Source organism: Agrobacterium sp. BT-220-3 (assembly GCF_025910175.1).
Classification (GTDB): domain Bacteria; phylum Pseudomonadota; class Alphaproteobacteria; order Rhizobiales; family Rhizobiaceae; genus Agrobacterium; species Agrobacterium oryzihabitans.
This window is the reverse complement of sequence record NZ_JAPAIX010000003.1, coordinates 542729-558184: the sequence shown is the minus strand read 5'-3', so window position 1 is coordinate 558184 and position 15456 is coordinate 542729. Positions and strand designations below refer to the sequence as shown.

At 60.1% G+C, this 15456-nt stretch carries 13 protein-coding genes; 9 read left to right on the top strand and 4 right to left on the bottom strand.

Features of this window, described 5'->3' with window-relative positions; translation table 11 throughout:
• The first annotated feature begins 5 nt into the window (after positions 1-5).
• The 3 genes from graB to OK142_RS13035 all read left to right on the top strand — a co-directional run bounded on the left by graB (position 6) and on the right by OK142_RS13035 (position 2738).
• The gene (gene graB, locus OK142_RS13045) at positions 6-896 is read left to right on the top strand and encodes a hydroxyquinol 1,2-dioxygenase (RefSeq protein ID WP_498683160.1); all 891 of its coding nucleotides are present in this window, start codon (positions 6-8) and stop codon (positions 894-896) included.
• On the top strand, positions 893-1222 hold the full coding sequence (locus OK142_RS13040; protein ID WP_313608263.1) for a YciI family protein: 330 nt from the start codon (positions 893-895) through the stop codon (positions 1220-1222). The genes graB and OK142_RS13040 overlap by 4 nt, the downstream gene beginning before the upstream one ends.
• 229 nt (positions 1223-1451) lie before the next feature.
• Entirely contained in the window at positions 1452-2738 is a 1287-nt protein-coding gene (locus tag OK142_RS13035) for an MFS transporter (RefSeq protein WP_003492112.1), read from the top strand.
• A 42-nt stretch (positions 2739-2780) separates the two neighbouring features.
• On the opposite strand, the gene telA is transcribed toward OK142_RS13035, so the two are convergent.
• The 3 genes from telA to mprF all read right to left on the bottom strand — a co-directional run bounded on the left by telA (position 2781) and on the right by mprF (position 8376).
• Complete coding sequence (gene telA, locus OK142_RS13030) at positions 2781-4109, bottom strand: telomere resolvase TelA (RefSeq protein ID WP_498683158.1); 1329 nt, start codon at positions 4107-4109, stop codon at positions 2781-2783.
• Between the two features lie 284 nt (positions 4110-4393).
• Entirely contained in the window at positions 4394-5779 is a 1386-nt protein-coding gene (locus tag OK142_RS13025; protein WP_498683157.1) for a virulence factor, read from the bottom strand.
• Positions 5776-8376 carry a bifunctional lysylphosphatidylglycerol flippase/synthetase MprF gene (gene mprF, locus OK142_RS13020; RefSeq protein WP_003492109.1) on the bottom strand — a complete coding sequence of 867 codons (2601 nt, stop codon included), beginning with the start codon at positions 8374-8376 and terminating at the stop codon, positions 5776-5778. Before mprF ends, OK142_RS13025 begins: the two co-directional genes overlap by 4 nt.
• A gap of 281 nt (positions 8377-8657) precedes the next feature.
• Between mprF and OK142_RS13015 the strand changes: the two genes are divergently transcribed.
• A complete protein-coding gene (locus OK142_RS13015) occupies positions 8658-8951 on the top strand; it encodes a hypothetical protein (RefSeq protein ID WP_035241042.1) in 294 nt (97 codons plus the stop codon).
• Between the two features lie 64 nt (positions 8952-9015).
• On the opposite strand, the gene OK142_RS13010 is transcribed toward OK142_RS13015, so the two are convergent.
• The gene (locus OK142_RS13010) at positions 9016-10056 is read right to left on the bottom strand and encodes a dipeptidase (protein WP_137038215.1); all 1041 of its coding nucleotides are present in this window, start codon (positions 10054-10056) and stop codon (positions 9016-9018) included.
• 238 nt (positions 10057-10294) lie between these two features.
• On the opposite strand from OK142_RS13010, the gene OK142_RS13005 reads away from it, so the two are divergent.
• Genes OK142_RS13005 through OK142_RS12985 form a run of 5 tightly spaced genes read left to right on the top strand, consistent with a single transcriptional unit; the run spans position 10295 to position 15376 of the window.
• A complete protein-coding gene (locus OK142_RS13005; protein ID WP_498683155.1) occupies positions 10295-11890 on the top strand; it encodes an ABC transporter substrate-binding protein in 1596 nt (531 codons plus the stop codon).
• A 2-nt stretch (positions 11891-11892) separates the two neighbouring features.
• Positions 11893-12906 (top strand): ABC transporter permease, encoded by a 1014-nt coding sequence (locus OK142_RS13000; RefSeq protein ID WP_498683248.1) that lies wholly within the window; start codon positions 11893-11895, stop codon positions 12904-12906.
• Complete coding sequence (nikC, locus tag OK142_RS12995) at positions 12903-13805, top strand: nickel transporter permease (RefSeq protein ID WP_216330197.1); 903 nt, start codon at positions 12903-12905, stop codon at positions 13803-13805. The genes OK142_RS13000 and nikC overlap by 4 nt, the downstream gene beginning before the upstream one ends.
• Positions 13806-13808: 3 nt before the next feature.
• Positions 13809-14639: an ABC transporter ATP-binding protein gene (locus OK142_RS12990; protein WP_082182874.1), complete on the top strand. Its 831-nt coding sequence runs from the start codon at positions 13809-13811 to the stop codon at positions 14637-14639.
• Positions 14636-15376 carry an ABC transporter ATP-binding protein gene (locus OK142_RS12985; RefSeq protein ID WP_498683152.1) on the top strand — a complete coding sequence of 247 codons (741 nt, stop codon included), beginning with the start codon at positions 14636-14638 and terminating at the stop codon, positions 15374-15376. Before OK142_RS12990 ends, OK142_RS12985 begins: the two co-directional genes overlap by 4 nt.
• The last annotated feature ends 80 nt before the right edge of the window (positions 15377-15456 follow it).

Here is a 15456-nt window from a genome sequence, read left to right as displayed (position 1 = left end):
AAGACATGACGGACATGAAAACGATCGGTGACGACGGCTATTTTGTCGAGGAACGTTCGGCCGAAACCGTGGTCGCCCGTATGCGCGATTGCGACGATCCGCGCCTCAAGGAGATCATGGCGGTCGTTACCCGCAAACTTCATGAGGCGGTGAAAGAGATCGAACCGACCGAGGAAGAATGGATGAAGGCAATCCATTTTCTCACTGAGGTCGGCCAGATCTGCAATGAATGGCGGCAGGAGTGGATCCTGTTTTCGGATATTCTCGGCGTCTCCATGCTGGTCGATGCGATCAACCATCGCAAACCGAGCGGCGCGTCGGAATCCACCGTTCTTGGGCCTTTTCATGTGGCCGATGCGCCGGAAATGCCGATGGGCGCCAATATCTGCCTTGATGGCAAGGGCGAGGACATGCTGGTGACCGGCCGCATCCTCGATACCGATGGAGTGCCGGTCGCAGGCGCCCGCATCGATGTCTGGCAGGCCAATGACGAAGGTTTCTACGACGTGCAGCAGAAGGGTATTCAGCCCGATTTCAACCTGCGCGGCGTCTTCATCACCGGTGATGACGGGCGCTACTGGTTCCGGGCGGCGAAGCCGAAATATTACCCCATACCGGATGATGGCCCGGTCGGGCAGCTGCTGCGGGCCATGGGGCGGCATCCCTACAGGCCGGCGCACCTGCACTATATTGTTTCAGCGCGGGGGTTTACCACGCTGGTCACGCATATTTTCGATCCTGATGATCCCTACATCCGTTCGGACGCGGTTTTTGGCGTGAAGGAAAGCCTGCTGGCCGACTTCCAGCGGGTGGAGGATGCGGAAAAGGCCGGGGATATGGGTTTCTCTGACGGCTGGTTCTGGTCGGTGAACCACGATTTCGTGCTCGCCCGATGACAGGCGCAGGTGATCGTTCCGCGCTTTATGTGCGCTTTGCCGAAAGTGATCCCGCTGCTGCGGAGCAACGGAGTGCACAGATGGATGCCCACAAGGCTCATTTGCGCAATGAAGACGGTTTGCCGGAAGGGTTCAGAATTCTCGCATCCGGGCCGATGCAGGCGGAGGGCGGCGGGTCTGCCGCCGCTCTCATCATCGCTGAGGCCCGTTGCATCGAGGATGTCATCGCTTTCAGCGACGCCGATCCATTTGTCATTCATGGCGTCTATAGTCGCATTCGTATTTTGAACTGGATACCGACGCTGTCGAGGGTTTCCGGGCTGTAACGCGTTTGAAATCAACGTCAGCGATGGCGGTTGATCACTATTAATATTTCAATTGCAATTTTTGCAAATGCAACATTTAATCGAAGGCGGGTGATATCGGCGATAGGTGTCTTGACAGGAGCGGGACACATATCAGGGTGGAGCAAGCCGGGTACCCACGGAGCAATCGCAGGAACGGGAAGACGTCGATCCATTCCGGATGGCGCGTTCATGCGTGAAAGGGAGGAATATGTCCACGAATTACATGAGCGCCGCTTCAGTGCGGACGAAAAACCCGGCCGGCGTCATCGCGACATGCGGCCTGATGATCATGTTCGACGGGTACGATCTGGTCGTATACGGTGCGGTTGCGCCGGCGCTGCTAAAGGAAGGGGCCTGGGCGCTCAATCCGGCCATGGTCGGGCGGGCCGCGGCACTGACGCTGTTCGGCATGCTGCTCGGCGCATTGTTTGCCGGCACCATGGCGGATCGCATCGGCCGCCGGAAGGTCGTGCTCATCAGCCTTGCGGGATTTTCAGCGATGATGATCGCCTCGGCCATGACGCCGAACTTCCTCGCCTTCGAAATCACCCGCTTCCTGGCTGGTCTCGGCCTTGGCGCGCTTTTGCCGACGGTGACGGCGCTGGTGCTGGAATTCTCGCCGCCCCAACGCAGGGCGCAGGCAAATTCCCTGTCCTTCCTCGGTTACCTTATCGGCGGCATCATTTCCGGCCTCATGGGCATCCTTCTTCTGGAGAGCTATGGTTGGCGGCCATTGATGCTGATCGGCGGCCTGCCGCTCATTCTTCTGCCGCTGTTCATGCGGTTCCTGCCGGAATCACCGGAATGGCTGGCGAGCAAGGGCCGGCAGGCGGAAGCTGACGGAATTTGCGACACCTACGGCCTGCAACGCATCGTGCCGCATGCCAAGATTCAAAAGGGCGGCGTGGGCGCACTGTTCTCGGAAGGCCGGCTGCTTTCGACGCTGAATGCCTGGGGCATTCACTTTTGCTCGCTGCTCCTCACCTTCGGCATGGTCAACTGGCTGCCCACCATCATGAACAAGATGGGTTACGATATCAGCTCGGCGCTCAGCTTCTCGATCATGCTCAATGTCGGGGCCGCGATCGGCATCCTCGTGGGTGGACGTTTTGCCGACAAGGGCAACGTCAAGGTGGTGGTGGCGGTTCTCTTTGCCATCGGTGCCGCCTCGATCTGGGCTCTCACGGTGAACAAGGGGCCGCTTCTCTATCTTTTCGTCGCCCTTGCCGGCGCAGGAACGATCGGCACCCAGATTCTTGCCAATGTTCTGGTCGGGCGGCTTTACCCCGTCCATATTCGTGGCACGGGCCTTGGCTTTTCGCTTGCGGTCGGCCGATTGGGCGGAATTGCTGGCCCCATGATCGGCGGCCTCGTCCTGCAGCGCGGGCTGGCGCCGGAGTGGAACTTCTACATTTTCGGCTCGGTGGCACTGGTGGGGCTGGCGCTGACCGTGTTGACACTGCTTTACCGCACCTCAGGCGACGGGCGGGTTTGACGAATGGCGTTGCCAGCTGCGGATTGACATCCGCGGCTGGCTTTATGCTTTGCGGGAAACGGGCGCGATGGTCGCCATCTGCTGCAATGTCCGTTCGTTGACACGTTTGGCCCGTGCCAGCGCATCGTCGCGATCTTCCGGCAGGGTATAGGTCATATAGGAGAGCGAGGTTTCGAGGTCGTTGTTGTTGTGACCGAGAATGGCGGCGAAATAGCTGTTCTTGGTGACGTGGGGCGGGGCGAAATTGTGATATGCGACTTCCGCGTAAAGGTGCCGCAGGCCATAGGGCTTGGGAAGTTCTTCCCTGGGCCAGAGATCCTCGAACAGATTAAAAACCGTGTCCCTGAGCAGCAGGCGGGTTTCCGATGAAAAATCATCGATCGACATGCCGTGCCACAGTTTTCCCTGCCCGCTTGCGCGCAGGCGCTGATAGGCGGAGAGAATGGCCGCGGAGCGGGCAAGAACCGGAATTTCGTAGGTAATCCCGAACTTCGTTCCCTCGCCCTGCTTGGTCTTGGCCTGGCCGTTGAACAGGATGCTCCATTTGGAAACGCCCTTGCCATAGGGGGCGGGGGAAAACTCAGCTTGGGTGAAGATCTCATAAGGGCGTCGTCCCGTCATGCCGATCAGGCCGATGCCGATCATCAGGGGATCGTCGGACTGGAGATTGTCGGCGCAGATCTTCAGCACCTCTTTGTAATTCTCGAATGTAATCAGCGCGCCATGCTTGTTGGCGATCTTCTCCATCTTGACCCGGCGTGCATCGTCATACATCGCGGCATCGCCGGTCGCGATCTTCAGCATTGGATGGTCGTCGCCGAAGGCTTCACGGATGGCATTGCGGTATTTCGTGATGTAGGAAATGATCGTCGTCTGGGCTCTGCCCTTCATGATGCTGATTTCAGCGTCCCACAAGGCCTGCATCTCTTCCTTCGTACCCATGCCGTTCATCGCCGAAATGAAATCGGCAATGCGCAGAAGAACGGTTGGCTTCCGGCCGGCGGTGTTGAATTCCGCCCGTTCGATTTTTTCGACAATCGATGCCGCTACCCCGGTTTTCGGATAGTCCGCCCGCTCGATATAGGTGTTCAGACGCTCCCGCAGCTTTTTCATGTTGCAGATGGCAAGCGGCGTGCTCTTCGGGCCGAATTCGGCCTTCAGAGCGTAGCGATATTTCATGATGTAAAGTTCAAGCGTCTTTTCCGTGCGGCCATTGTCGAAATGGTCGCGAACCTCGGCGTCCCAGAGGTCGCGGATTTTCTTGTTTCGCAATGCATCGCTGCTTTTCATCGCCTCTCTGACGCCAGCGACGAACTGGTCGATGCGTTCCACGAGGACGGGTGTTTTTGTCTTTCGCTTTAAGGCGGGCATGCGGCGGCTCCCTGAACCGGTCCGAAAATATAAAATCCATGGTTGGCAATCAACAGAGGCATGGTTGAGGAAACGCCATGAACATTCGCCGCCGGCCGGGTTCTTTTGAATAATAATTTAATCGATTCCGCAAGCGTGGGTGGCGATCGAAGACGGGTTTCGAACCGCCGCCGGTCATTCAGGGGAGTTTGAAGGCTGCGGGAGGTGATGTTTCTGGGGAGGAGCCCGTAAATTCATGGTCGGAGCTTCGGAAATTCTCCCGAAGCCCCTCAGGTTAAAATGTTCTATTTAGGCAGCCGGGTCTTCAGCGATGTCACAATCCGCTTTGCAAGCGCCTCATAGTCTTCGTCGAAATGGTGACCACCTTCAATGGCGATCGTCTCGACACCCTTCGCCTTCAAACCGGGGCAGGGGTCTTCATCCTCTTCCTCCGTGCCGTATACGCACTGTACCAGCTTCGGATCGATCTTGGCGATGTCGTCCACCGTCTTGCCGCCCTTGCCTTCGCCAGCCACGCCAAGCCAGCCCTGAACGGAAATTTCGAAGTCCACTTCCGTCGACAAGCCCAGCAGGGAGAGCTGCACGACGTGGGATTTCGCGCGTTCCGGCAGAAGATTATAGGTTGCAGGAATGATGTCGGCACCGAAGGAATAGCCGATCAGCACGACATTGCGAACTTTCCATTGCTTGCGATAGGTGTCGATGATGCGTGCAAGGTCGCCCGCCACTTCCTGCGGCTGTTTTTCTTTCCAGAAATAACGCAGGGCATCGACGCCAATCACGGGAATGCCCTGTTTCTGCAGCGCACCACCCACTTCTTCATCGAGGTCGCGCCAGCCGCCGTCGCCGGAATAAATCACCGCCATGGTGTCCATGACAGGGCTCGTTTCCAGAACCTTGATCGGCAAGCCGAGCGGGCTGTCGGTGTCACCGGCGGCGTCGATCTGGTCGGAAAGCGTCTGCGTCAGGATTTCGTCCGCCTTGTCATCCACATCCGTCACGTCGATATCGGGATGCAGCTTGACGAGCGCGTTGACGTGGTCGCGGCCCTTCTGATCCGCAGCGGGCGTAAACAGCACGCTGACGGGTGCGGGCAGCGGACCATCGGTCAGACCATAGACCGTTTCGCCATCTACCTTGTCCTTGGTGGCGGGGGTGCAGAGTATCTTCTGAAGCGGCAGACCTGCTTTCGGGTCGACGGCGACGGCGTCGCGGACGGTCGAGACCGGGCTTTGCGCGATCATGGCCAGCGCCAGCGTTCCGCCCTTGCCGATGCCGGTGAGGATGGGCTGGCGGTAGCTGCTGGTGCCGGCGGTGCGCTGGATCTGCTGCGACAGCGATTCGATGTCCGAGATCATATAGATGCACTCGTCCTCGTCTGCCTCGAGCGCCTTCATATATTCCTTGAAATCGATGCCGACCACGGCGGCACCCTTTTCCACCAGCGCCTTGGCGCGTTCTTCATCGGCATTCGTCCATCCATCCGCATCGGAAATCAGGAAGACGCTGGCGAGGATTTCGCCATCCGGCACCATGATATGCTCGGCGGGGATCATGCCGGTCTCATAGGCCGGCTTGTCCTGCGAAAAAGCGGCGCTGGACGTAAACAGCGGGGAGGTCAACAGGGCGGAAGCGGCAAGCGCCGCCTTCAGCATGCTGGATTTTCTCATTTTCCGATCACTCCTCTGACGCCGCCGCTGATCAGAACCGTCGCGTCCATCAGCGCCAGAGCGGCATCTGCGCCGTTCTGCACGGCAAGGTAACGCGGTTCCCATTTCGGGTGGAACTTTGCCTTGAAGGCGCGAAGTCCCTTGAAGTTGTAGAAACGTTCGCCGTGTTCGAACAGCGTGCTGCCGATGCGGTCCCAGACGGGTGCCGCATCGCGCTTCGACATGCCGGACATGGGCGCCATGCCGAGGTTGAAGCTTTCATATCCCGCCTCGCGCAGATGCTGCATGATGCTGACGAAGAGAAAATCCATCGAGCCGCGTGGCGCATCCGGCGAAAAGCGCATGAGATCGACGGTGGCTTCCTTTTTCGTGTCCGTCACCATCAGATTGGCGAAAGCGGTGATCTTGCCGTCCTTGCGCAGGATGGCGACGGGCTGGGACAGGATGTAATCCGGCTCGAAAGCGCCAAGCGAAAAGCGTTTTTCCCGCGTGTTGTGATGCGCAAGCCAGCTGTCGGAGACCTGTTTCAGCTCATCCAGAATGGCTGGCACCTGCGCCTGTTCGATGACTTCGAAGGTCAGCCCATCACGCGCGCCGCGGCTGAGCGACTGGCGCAGGTTCGCGAGCTTGCCGCCCTTCAGTTCGAAGGCGGTGAGATCGACCAGCGCCAGTTCGCCGAGCTTGAAGGCGCGCAGGCCGGCATCGGCACAATGGGAGAGAAGGAAAGGCGATATCTGGTAGAAGGCGGCGCGTGCGCCTGCCGAGCGGGCGGCCTCGACAAATTGCCAGACGAGATCGGGGAAATCCTCCTCGTCGCCGACCGGGTCGGCAAAGGCGATCCAGGAGCGGCCCTGAATGCCATACATGATGAAGGCATTGCCGCTTTCCGAGAACATCACGTGCTTGTCGCCCATGCGCACCAGATTGGCGTCAGCCGCATCCTGCGTCATCACGATGTCAGTCGCGCGCACGACGTCGTCGGCCTCGATCGCGTCCGGTCTGTAGGCGACCGGCCGCATGAGGCTGAAGATGGCGATGGTGGAAGAGGCGAGTACGAGACCGAGAAGAGCGCGCAATCCGCGCGGCGCTTCCTCGGAGAATTCGAACTGCCACCACAATGTCTGGCTGTAATCCGTATCGCGGTAGACGAAGAGCAGGATGGTTGCCGCGCCCGCGACGATGACGGCCATGGCGGCGAGCCAGCTTGGGCCCAGCGCCTGCTTTACCAGCGAGGCATGGCGGTTGAAGCTGCGCATATTGGCGGCAAGGGCCGCGATGAAGACGCCGAGGATGGCGGCCTCAAAGACCGCGATGGCCTTGAGAAGGGAGAGAACCAGCGCCAGCGACGCGGCGACGAGCGCGATCCACCAGGCGCCGTCAAGCCGTTGGCCGAGGCCGCGCGAGGCGACGACGAGCACGAGGCCGAGAATGCTGGTGAGAAAATGCGCGGCCTCGATGATCGGCAACGGCACGAAATTGGACAGGAAGTCCAGATTGCTGTCCGGCGTCGGCGTCACGCTCGAGAAGATCAGCATGGTGCCGAGGATCATCGCGAAGGTTGACAGCAGCGGCGGCGCGAGCCTGACGGCAAGCTGGCTGATATCGGAGACTACGGGTTTTGCCGCGAACTGCTTCATTTCCGAGACGAGCATCACCAGAATGGCGACCACCAGCGGCAGGACGTGATAGATCACGCGGTAAAGAACGAGGCTTCCAAGCAGCTGGTCAACGCTGATGGCATTGCCGAGGCCCGCAACCATCACGGTCTCGAAGACGCCGAGACCGGCCGGCACGTGGCTGAGGACGCCGAGGCCGACGGCGGTGGCGTAGATCGCGAAGAATGTCGGCCATCCGAGATGGGTGTCGGGCAAGAGCACGTAAAGTACGGAGGCGGAGGCGGCGATATCGAAGGCCGAGACAAGGAACTGGCGCGAGGATGTGCGGCTGTCGGGAAGGCGAAGACGCCATGCGCCGAGCCGGATCGTATGGCCGTTGCGCCCGACATAGGCCGCGACGACGAGCACCGCGATGACGGCGAGTGCTGCGCCTCTGAGGATGACAGCATCAACCCCAATGATGGCGGCGATGCGCGGCGCGACGATGAAGGTGGAGACGGCGCTGACCGAAAGCAGGCCGAGCCCGAAGGAAAGCGTGACGAAGGCGATGACGCGGGCGATTTCGCCGGGCGAAAGCCCAAGGCGCGAATAGGCACGGAAGCGGATCGCGCCGCCGCTCAAAGGACCGAAACCGGCGGTATTGCCGATGGCATAGGCGGCAAAGGCCGTTGCCGCCATGGGCGGGAACGGCAGCTTGCGGCCGATATATTCGATCGCATTGGCGTCGTAGAATATCAGCGCCAGAAAGCTGAGCGCGGTAAAGAGGATGGCGAGCAGCACGGCCGAAACCGAGGTCTGCGTCAGCGCGTCGATGACGTCGTCATAGCGGACTTCCGACGTCAGGTGATAGATGGCGAAGGTCATCATCACGAAGACCAGCGTGATGGCGATCGCCGTCAGATAGGGCCGGTTTCTGGCAAAGAAGCTTTCAACCGCGGATTCTGCGACGTCGGTCTGTGTGATTTCGCTCTTGTCTGCCATGTGCTTTATCCAGCGCCCATTTCCCAAGGTTGGCGAACCACAGGAATGTGTCGCTAATTCGTTTCGGTTGAGGAAATGTGATTAGCAGAAAAGCATGAAGTGTCGATGTGAAGTTTGTGACTGTTCATCCCATGAATTTCGCCAAGTCTAAAGGCCAAATTGCAACTATGGAATGCATGATTTGCGGGATTGTTCCGAAAGGCAGTCAATTGACCGTTGCGGTTGCTTGGTGACGGGGTTTGATGCGACTACACGCTCCTTTCAATTGAAGGAGAATGCAAATGAACATGCCCACAAGAATAGTGATTTCGCTCATCGTCGCCATCGTGGCGGGCGGCGGTTACATGACCGTTGACAAGATGCGGGGCGCCGAATGGGTCGTTTCGCCGCAGCAGATCGCCGATGCCAAGGCGAGCGGACAGGCCGGATATGAAGAGCGTCCGGGAACGGTAACGGTTCTGCCGATCCGCAGCGAAACGGCGGATGCGCTGCCGGTCAAATGGGCGATGATTGCCGTGGTTGCCGGTCTTCTGGCGTTTCGCGCCACGGGCAAAAAGAAAGCGGCAAAGGCCTGAGGGCCCGCCGCTCTTCTCTCTCCGGCGCGGTTGCGCGCCGGACGAAGGGTGAAAACGGGGCGCTTTACGCGCCCCAGCTTTTCTCCAGCACGCGCACCCAGTTGCCATGGCAGATCTTGGCGAGTGCGTCGTCGTCATAACCGCCCTTGCGCAGAGCCTCGACCAGCAATTGCAGGTCGGCTGCATCCTTCATGGCGGCGGGAATGGTGGTGCCGTCGAAGTCCGAACCGAGGGCGACGTGATCGATGCCGATGCGGTTGACGATATAGTCCACGTGGCGGACCAGTTCGTTCAGGTCCGTGTTCGGGTTCTTCACGCCATCCTGACGCAGGAACAGAACGCCGAAATTGATGCCGGCAAGGCCGCCCGTGTCGCGGATGGCGTCCAGCTGGCGGTCCGTCAGGTTGCGGCTGTGATTGCACAGCGCATAGGCGTTGGAATGCGATGCCACCAGCGGCGCATCGGAAATCTTGGCGATATCCCAGAAACCCTGCTCGTTCATGTGCGACAGGTCGACCATGATCTTCAGTTCGTTGCAGGTCTTCACCAGTCGCTTGCCGGCATCGGTGAGGCCGGGGCCAATATCCGGCGTCGACGGGAAACGGAAGGGAACGCCGTAAGCGAAGATGTTCGGGCGGCTCCAGACCGGCCCGAGCGTGCGAAGGCCCGCTTCGTAGAGAACGTGGAGTGCATCCAGATCGGCGCCGATCGCTTCCGCACCTTCGATATGGAACACGGAAGCGAAAGCGCCCTCGGCTATCGCGTTGCGGATATCGGCGGCCGTGCGGCAGACCTTCAGAGCGCCCTTCGACTGCTTCTCGGCACGGAACAGCAGCCCCGCCATCGCAAGCGTCGCCTTCAGCGCGTCTGCCTCGGTCGGTGTCGAGTAATCGCCGTTTGCGTCCTTTTCCATGCTGGGCGAGGGCACATAGGCGGCGCAGAGGCCGCCGGCCAGGCCGCCCTTCTTCGCGCGCGGCAGGTCGATGTGGCCGACTGTATCCCCTTCGATGAGAAGCGTTTCGGGAGAAGCATTGCCCGATCGCCATAACCGCAGAAGCACGTCGTTGTGGCCGTCGAAGACGGGTACGGTTTTTTCATCGGTCATGGTCATTCACCTTTGGATATGCGGAGCCGCGCGGGCGCGCGTCCGTCAGACTTTGTGGGAATTGGTAGAGGAAAGGTCAAGGCGGGAGCAAATGCAATCCGTGCATAGGCTCTGCCAAATTTGGAATTGGTCGCGCCTCGTTTGCTCATGGTAATCGCGGGGAAACATAAAAAAAATGACTGGATTGGGGCAGACCCATACCGTTTTCCGAAAAATAAGGTCCGAAAGGGGATTTTCGATGATTTCAAGACGCAACCTGCTGATTGCTGGCGCAGCCGTACCGTTCCTGTCCTATGCGCGCATTCCGGCATTTGCCGCAACGCCCAAGGATATTCTGGTCGTTGCGCAGCAGCTGGACAACATGACGAGCCTTGATCCGCATGAAGGCTTCGAAGCCGTCGGCGGTGAAATCATGTCCAACATGTACCAGAAGCTGGTGCGCGCCAATCGCGAAGATTCCACCAAGGTCGATCCGGTCATCGCGAAATCCTGGGAAGCCGATGCTGACAGCAAGGTCTTCACCTTTGTCATCGGTGACGAAGCGACCTTCTCCAGCGGCGCGAAAGTCACGGCGGAAGATGTTGCCTTCTCGCTGCAGCGCGCCATCAAGATGAACAAGAGCCCGGCCTTCATCATCAGCCAGTTCGGCTTCACTGCTGAGAATGCCGAGACGACCATCGTTGCCGCCGATGACAAGACGGTGAAGCTGACGACGGCGAAGCCGACCGCCATCTCCTTCCTGCTTTATTGCCTCTCCGCCAATATCGGCGCGATCGTCGAAAAGAAGGCGGTTCTCGCCAATGCTTCCGGCGAAGATCTCGGCAATGGCTGGCTGCAGAAGAACAGCGCCGGTTCCGGCGATTTCATGCTTCAGGCCTGGAAGCCGAGCGAAAGCGTCGCACTCACGGTCAACCCGAACGGCCCCTACAAGGGTAACATCAAGCGCATCATCCTGCGCCACGTCACCGATCCGTCTTCCCAGCTTCTGATGCTGCAGAAGGGCGATATCGACATTGCCCGCGACCTCACCTCGGAACAGCTGCGCAGCGCCCAGAACGACGCGAACATCGAACTGGATCGCAAGAGCATTGCCTCGCTGGTGCTGATCTCGCTCAACCAGGGCAATGAGAACCTTGCCAAGCCGCAGGTCTGGCAGGCCATCAAGTGGGCGCTGGACTACAAGGGCATGCAGGAAAACATCGTGCCGCTGTCCCACAAGGTCCACCAGAGCTTCGAGCCGGAAGGTTTCCCCGGCGCCGTCGACGACACGCCGTTCCAGCGCGATGTCGAAAAGGCCAAGGCGCTGATGGCGGAGGCCGGCCTTGCCGACGGTTTCGAAATCAGCATGGACCACTATTCCGCGCAGCCCTATCCGGACCTGGCGCAGGCCATCCAGGCAAACCTTGCCGATATCGGCATCAAGGTACGTCTGCAGTCGGCTGAAAACCGTCAGGTCCTGACCAAGATGCGCGCCCGCGAGCACCAGATGGCGCTTTCTGCATGGGGTACGGATTATTTCGATCCGCATTCCAACGCGGATGTCTTCAACATCAACAAGGACAATGGCGACGACGCCAAGTCGAAGCCGTTCCTGTGGCGTTCGCGTTTCAAGAACGACGATTTCGCTGCCAAGGCGGAAGCCGCCCGCGACGAGAAGGATCCGGCAAAGCGCGTGGAGCTTTATGAAGCCCTGCAGCGCGAGCACATGCAGAACAGCCCGTTCGTCTTCATGTTCCAGACGACGAAAACGGCTGCCTTCCGCAAGGGCGTTTCCGGTTTCGAACTCGGCGTTCTCTCCGAGGGCAATTCCTACCACGATGCGAAGAAAGCGTGACATTGAACAAGCGCGTCAAAAGCATATCGTCGATACTGAGCAGCGTCATTCTGACGCTGTTCGGTTTGATGGTCATCACCTTCATGATCGGGCGCGTCATGCCCGTCGATCCCGTCATTGCGGCGGTCGGCGACAACGCGCCTGAAGACGTCATCGTGCGCGTGCGTGCGGAAATGGGCCTCGACCAGCCGCTGGTCGTGCAGTTCTTCCATTATGTCTCGCAGGTCCTGCACGGCGATTTCGGCAATTCCATCCTGACCCGCAATCCGGTCTGGGTGGATATTACCCGCGTCTTCCCCGCCACGTTCGAACTTGCCACGGCAGCCCTCATTCTCGCAGCCCTGATCGGCATTCCGCTCGGCGTATGGGCCGCCGTGAGGCAGGGCAAGACGACCGACCAGATCATCCGCATCGTCTGCCTTGCCGGCCATTCCGTGCCCGTCTTCATGCTGGCGCTGATTTCGCTGCTGGTATTTTACGCCACGCTCGGCGTCGCGCCCGGACCGGGCAGGCAGGACATCATCTATGACGGCATGATCTCGCCGGTCACCGGCCTGATGACTGTCGACACGCTGCTTGCCGGCGACTGGGGCGCGTTTTACGACACACTTGCCCATATGGTGCAGCCGGTCTGCATCCTCGCCTATTTCAGCATGGCCTATATCACCCGCATGGCGCGCGCCTTCATGATCGATGCGCTGAAGGGCGAATATGTCATTACCGCCCGCGCCAAGGGGCTTTCGGCCACGACCGTCATCTGGGGGCACGCCTTCCCGACGGTTGCCGTGCAGCTCGTCACGGTTCTCGCACTCACCTATGCCGGCCTTCTGGAAGGTGCCGTGGTGACGGAAACCGTCTTCAGCTGGCCGGGCCTTGGTCAATACCTCACCGTCTCGCTCATGAACGCGGACATGAACCCCGTCGTCGGAGCAACCCTGTTGATCGGCCTGATCTATGTCGGCCTCAACCTGCTCGCAGACGTGCTTTACCGAGTAATGGATCCCCGCGTTCGATGATGTTAGCTAATTTCAGAAACTGGGCTCTGGATGAGACTCCGCATTCCCGCAGCCAGGCTGCCTGGGGAAACCGGTACCGCATCTGGCTGAACCTCAAGTCCAACCCGCTGGCGGTGATCGGTCTGACCATCATCGTCGTCTTCATCGCGCTGTCTTTGCTGGCGCCGCTCATTGCGCCTTACGATCCGGCCGCGCAGAACCTTGGCAACCGCCTTGCCTTCCCGAATGCCGAGCACTGGTTCGGCACGGATGAGCTGGGCCGTGATATCCTTTCGCGCATCCTTTACGGCGGCCGCGTCACGCTCGGCATGGTCATCGCCGTCGTTGTTCTCGTCGCGCCGATCGGCCTCGCCATCGGCTGCATCGCCGGTTATTTCGGCGGCATCGTCGATACGGTGCTGATGCGGGTGACGGACGTATTCCTGGCCTTCCCGCGCCTCATCCTCGCGCTCGCCTTCGTCGCGGCGCTGAAGCCCGGCGTCGAAAGCGCCATTCTCGCCATAGCGCTCACCGCCTGGCCGCCCTATGCGCGTCTTGCGCGCGCCGAAACAATGACGGTTCGCGGTAGCGATTTCGTCGCGGCTTACCGGCTGACGGGTGCTTCCGCCTGGCGCATCATTGCCCGTCACATCGCGCCGCTCTGCGTACCGAGCCTTATCGTGCGCATCACGCTCGACATGAGCTCGATCATCATCACCGCCGCCAGCCTCGGCTTCCTCGGCATGGGTGCCCAGCCGCCTTCGCCGGAATGGGGCGCGATGATTGCGACTGCAAAGCGCTTCATCTTCGAACAATGGTGGGTCGCCACCATTCCGGGCATTGCCATCTTCCTCGTTTCGCTCGCCTTCAACTTCCTTGGTGATGGCCTGCGCGACGTGCTCGACCCGAAGGGACATTGAGCCATGCTGGTCGAAATCGAAAATCTGAAGATCGCTTTCCAAACCCGCACCAGCCGTTTCGAGGCGGTGCGCGGTGTTTCCATGAAGCTTGGAACCGAAAAGCTCGGCATCGTCGGTGAATCCGGTTCGGGCAAGAGCCTCACGGCGCGGGCGCTGATGAAGCTTCTGCCCTCCAATGCCGATATCAGGGCCGACAAGCTCTCCTTCGACGGTATCGACGTGCTTTCCGCCAGCGAAAAGCAGATGCGCCAGATCCGGGGGAAACGGGCGGGTTTCATCCTTCAGGATCCGAAATATTCGCTGAACCCGGTCAAGACCATGGGCGCACAGATCGCGGAAGCATGGCGCGCCCACAAGGGCGGCAGCAAGCGCGCGGCCATGGAAGCGGCCATCGCCCTGCTCGATCAGGTGAAAATCCGCAATCCGCGTCAGGTTGCGTCGTCCTATGCGCATGAGGTTTCCGGCGGCATGGGCCAGCGCGTGATGATCGCCATGATGCTGGCGCCCGATCCGGAACTCCTGATCGCCGACGAACCGACGAGTGCGCTCGACGCCACGGTACAGGCGGAAATCCTGCGGCTGATCGAGGAACTGGTGTCGGAACGCGGCATGGGCCTCATCCTCATCAGCCACGACCTGCCGCTCGTCTCGCATTTCTGCGACCGCGTGGCTGTCATGTATTCCGGCCGGGTGATGGAGGAGCTGAAGGCTTCCGAACTCCTGAAAGCCGAACATCCCTATACAAAGGGACTTCTGAACTGCATTCCCTCGCTGACGCATCCGCGCGAGCGTCTTCCCGTTCTCAACCGTGATGCAGCGTGGTCCAGCCAATGATCGACGTCGATAATCTCCGTATCAAGTTCGGCGACCGTGAAGTGGTGAAGGGCGTGTCCTTCTCGGTCGAAAAGGGCGGCAGCTTCGGCATTGTCGGCGAAAGCGGCTCGGGCAAGTCCACCATCCTGCGCGCCATGGCCGGTCTCAACGAAAGCTGGGAAGGCCGCATCGCCTTTGCCGGCAAGGACGCGCCGCTGAAGCGCACGCCGAAATTCTTCCGGCAGGTGCAGATGGTGTTTCAGGATCCCTACGGTTCACTGCATCCGCGCCAGACCATCGACCGCATTCTCAGCGAATTGCCGCTGGTGCACGGCATGGACAATATCGAAAAACGCATCCAGCAGGCTTTGTCCGACGTGGCCCTCCCGCAGGCGGTGCGCTTCCGTTACCCGCACCAGCTTTCCGGCGGCCAGCGCCAGCGCGTTGCGATTGCCCGTGCGTTGATTGCCGACCCGCAGGTGCTGCTGCTCGATGAGCCGACTTCGGCGCTCGACGTTTCGGTGCAGGCGGAAATCCTGAACCTGTTGCAGGACCTGCGTGCGGCGCGCAACCTCACCTATATCCTCGTCAGCCACAATCTGGCTGTTATCGCGCATCTCTGCCCGCAGGTGGGCGTGATGCTGAACGGTGAAATGGTCGAGCAGCTGAGTGCAGGCGATCTGCGCGAGGGCCGCATCAAACACCCACATACGGAAGAGCTACGCAGCCTGAGCATCAGGCTGGAAGAGCCGGCCTGAGGGCCAGCCCCGTAGCCCGCGTTGCGCATAGATCGAGCGGGTGCCGCTCGCTTCTTCTCCCCGCCGGGGAGAAGGTCGCG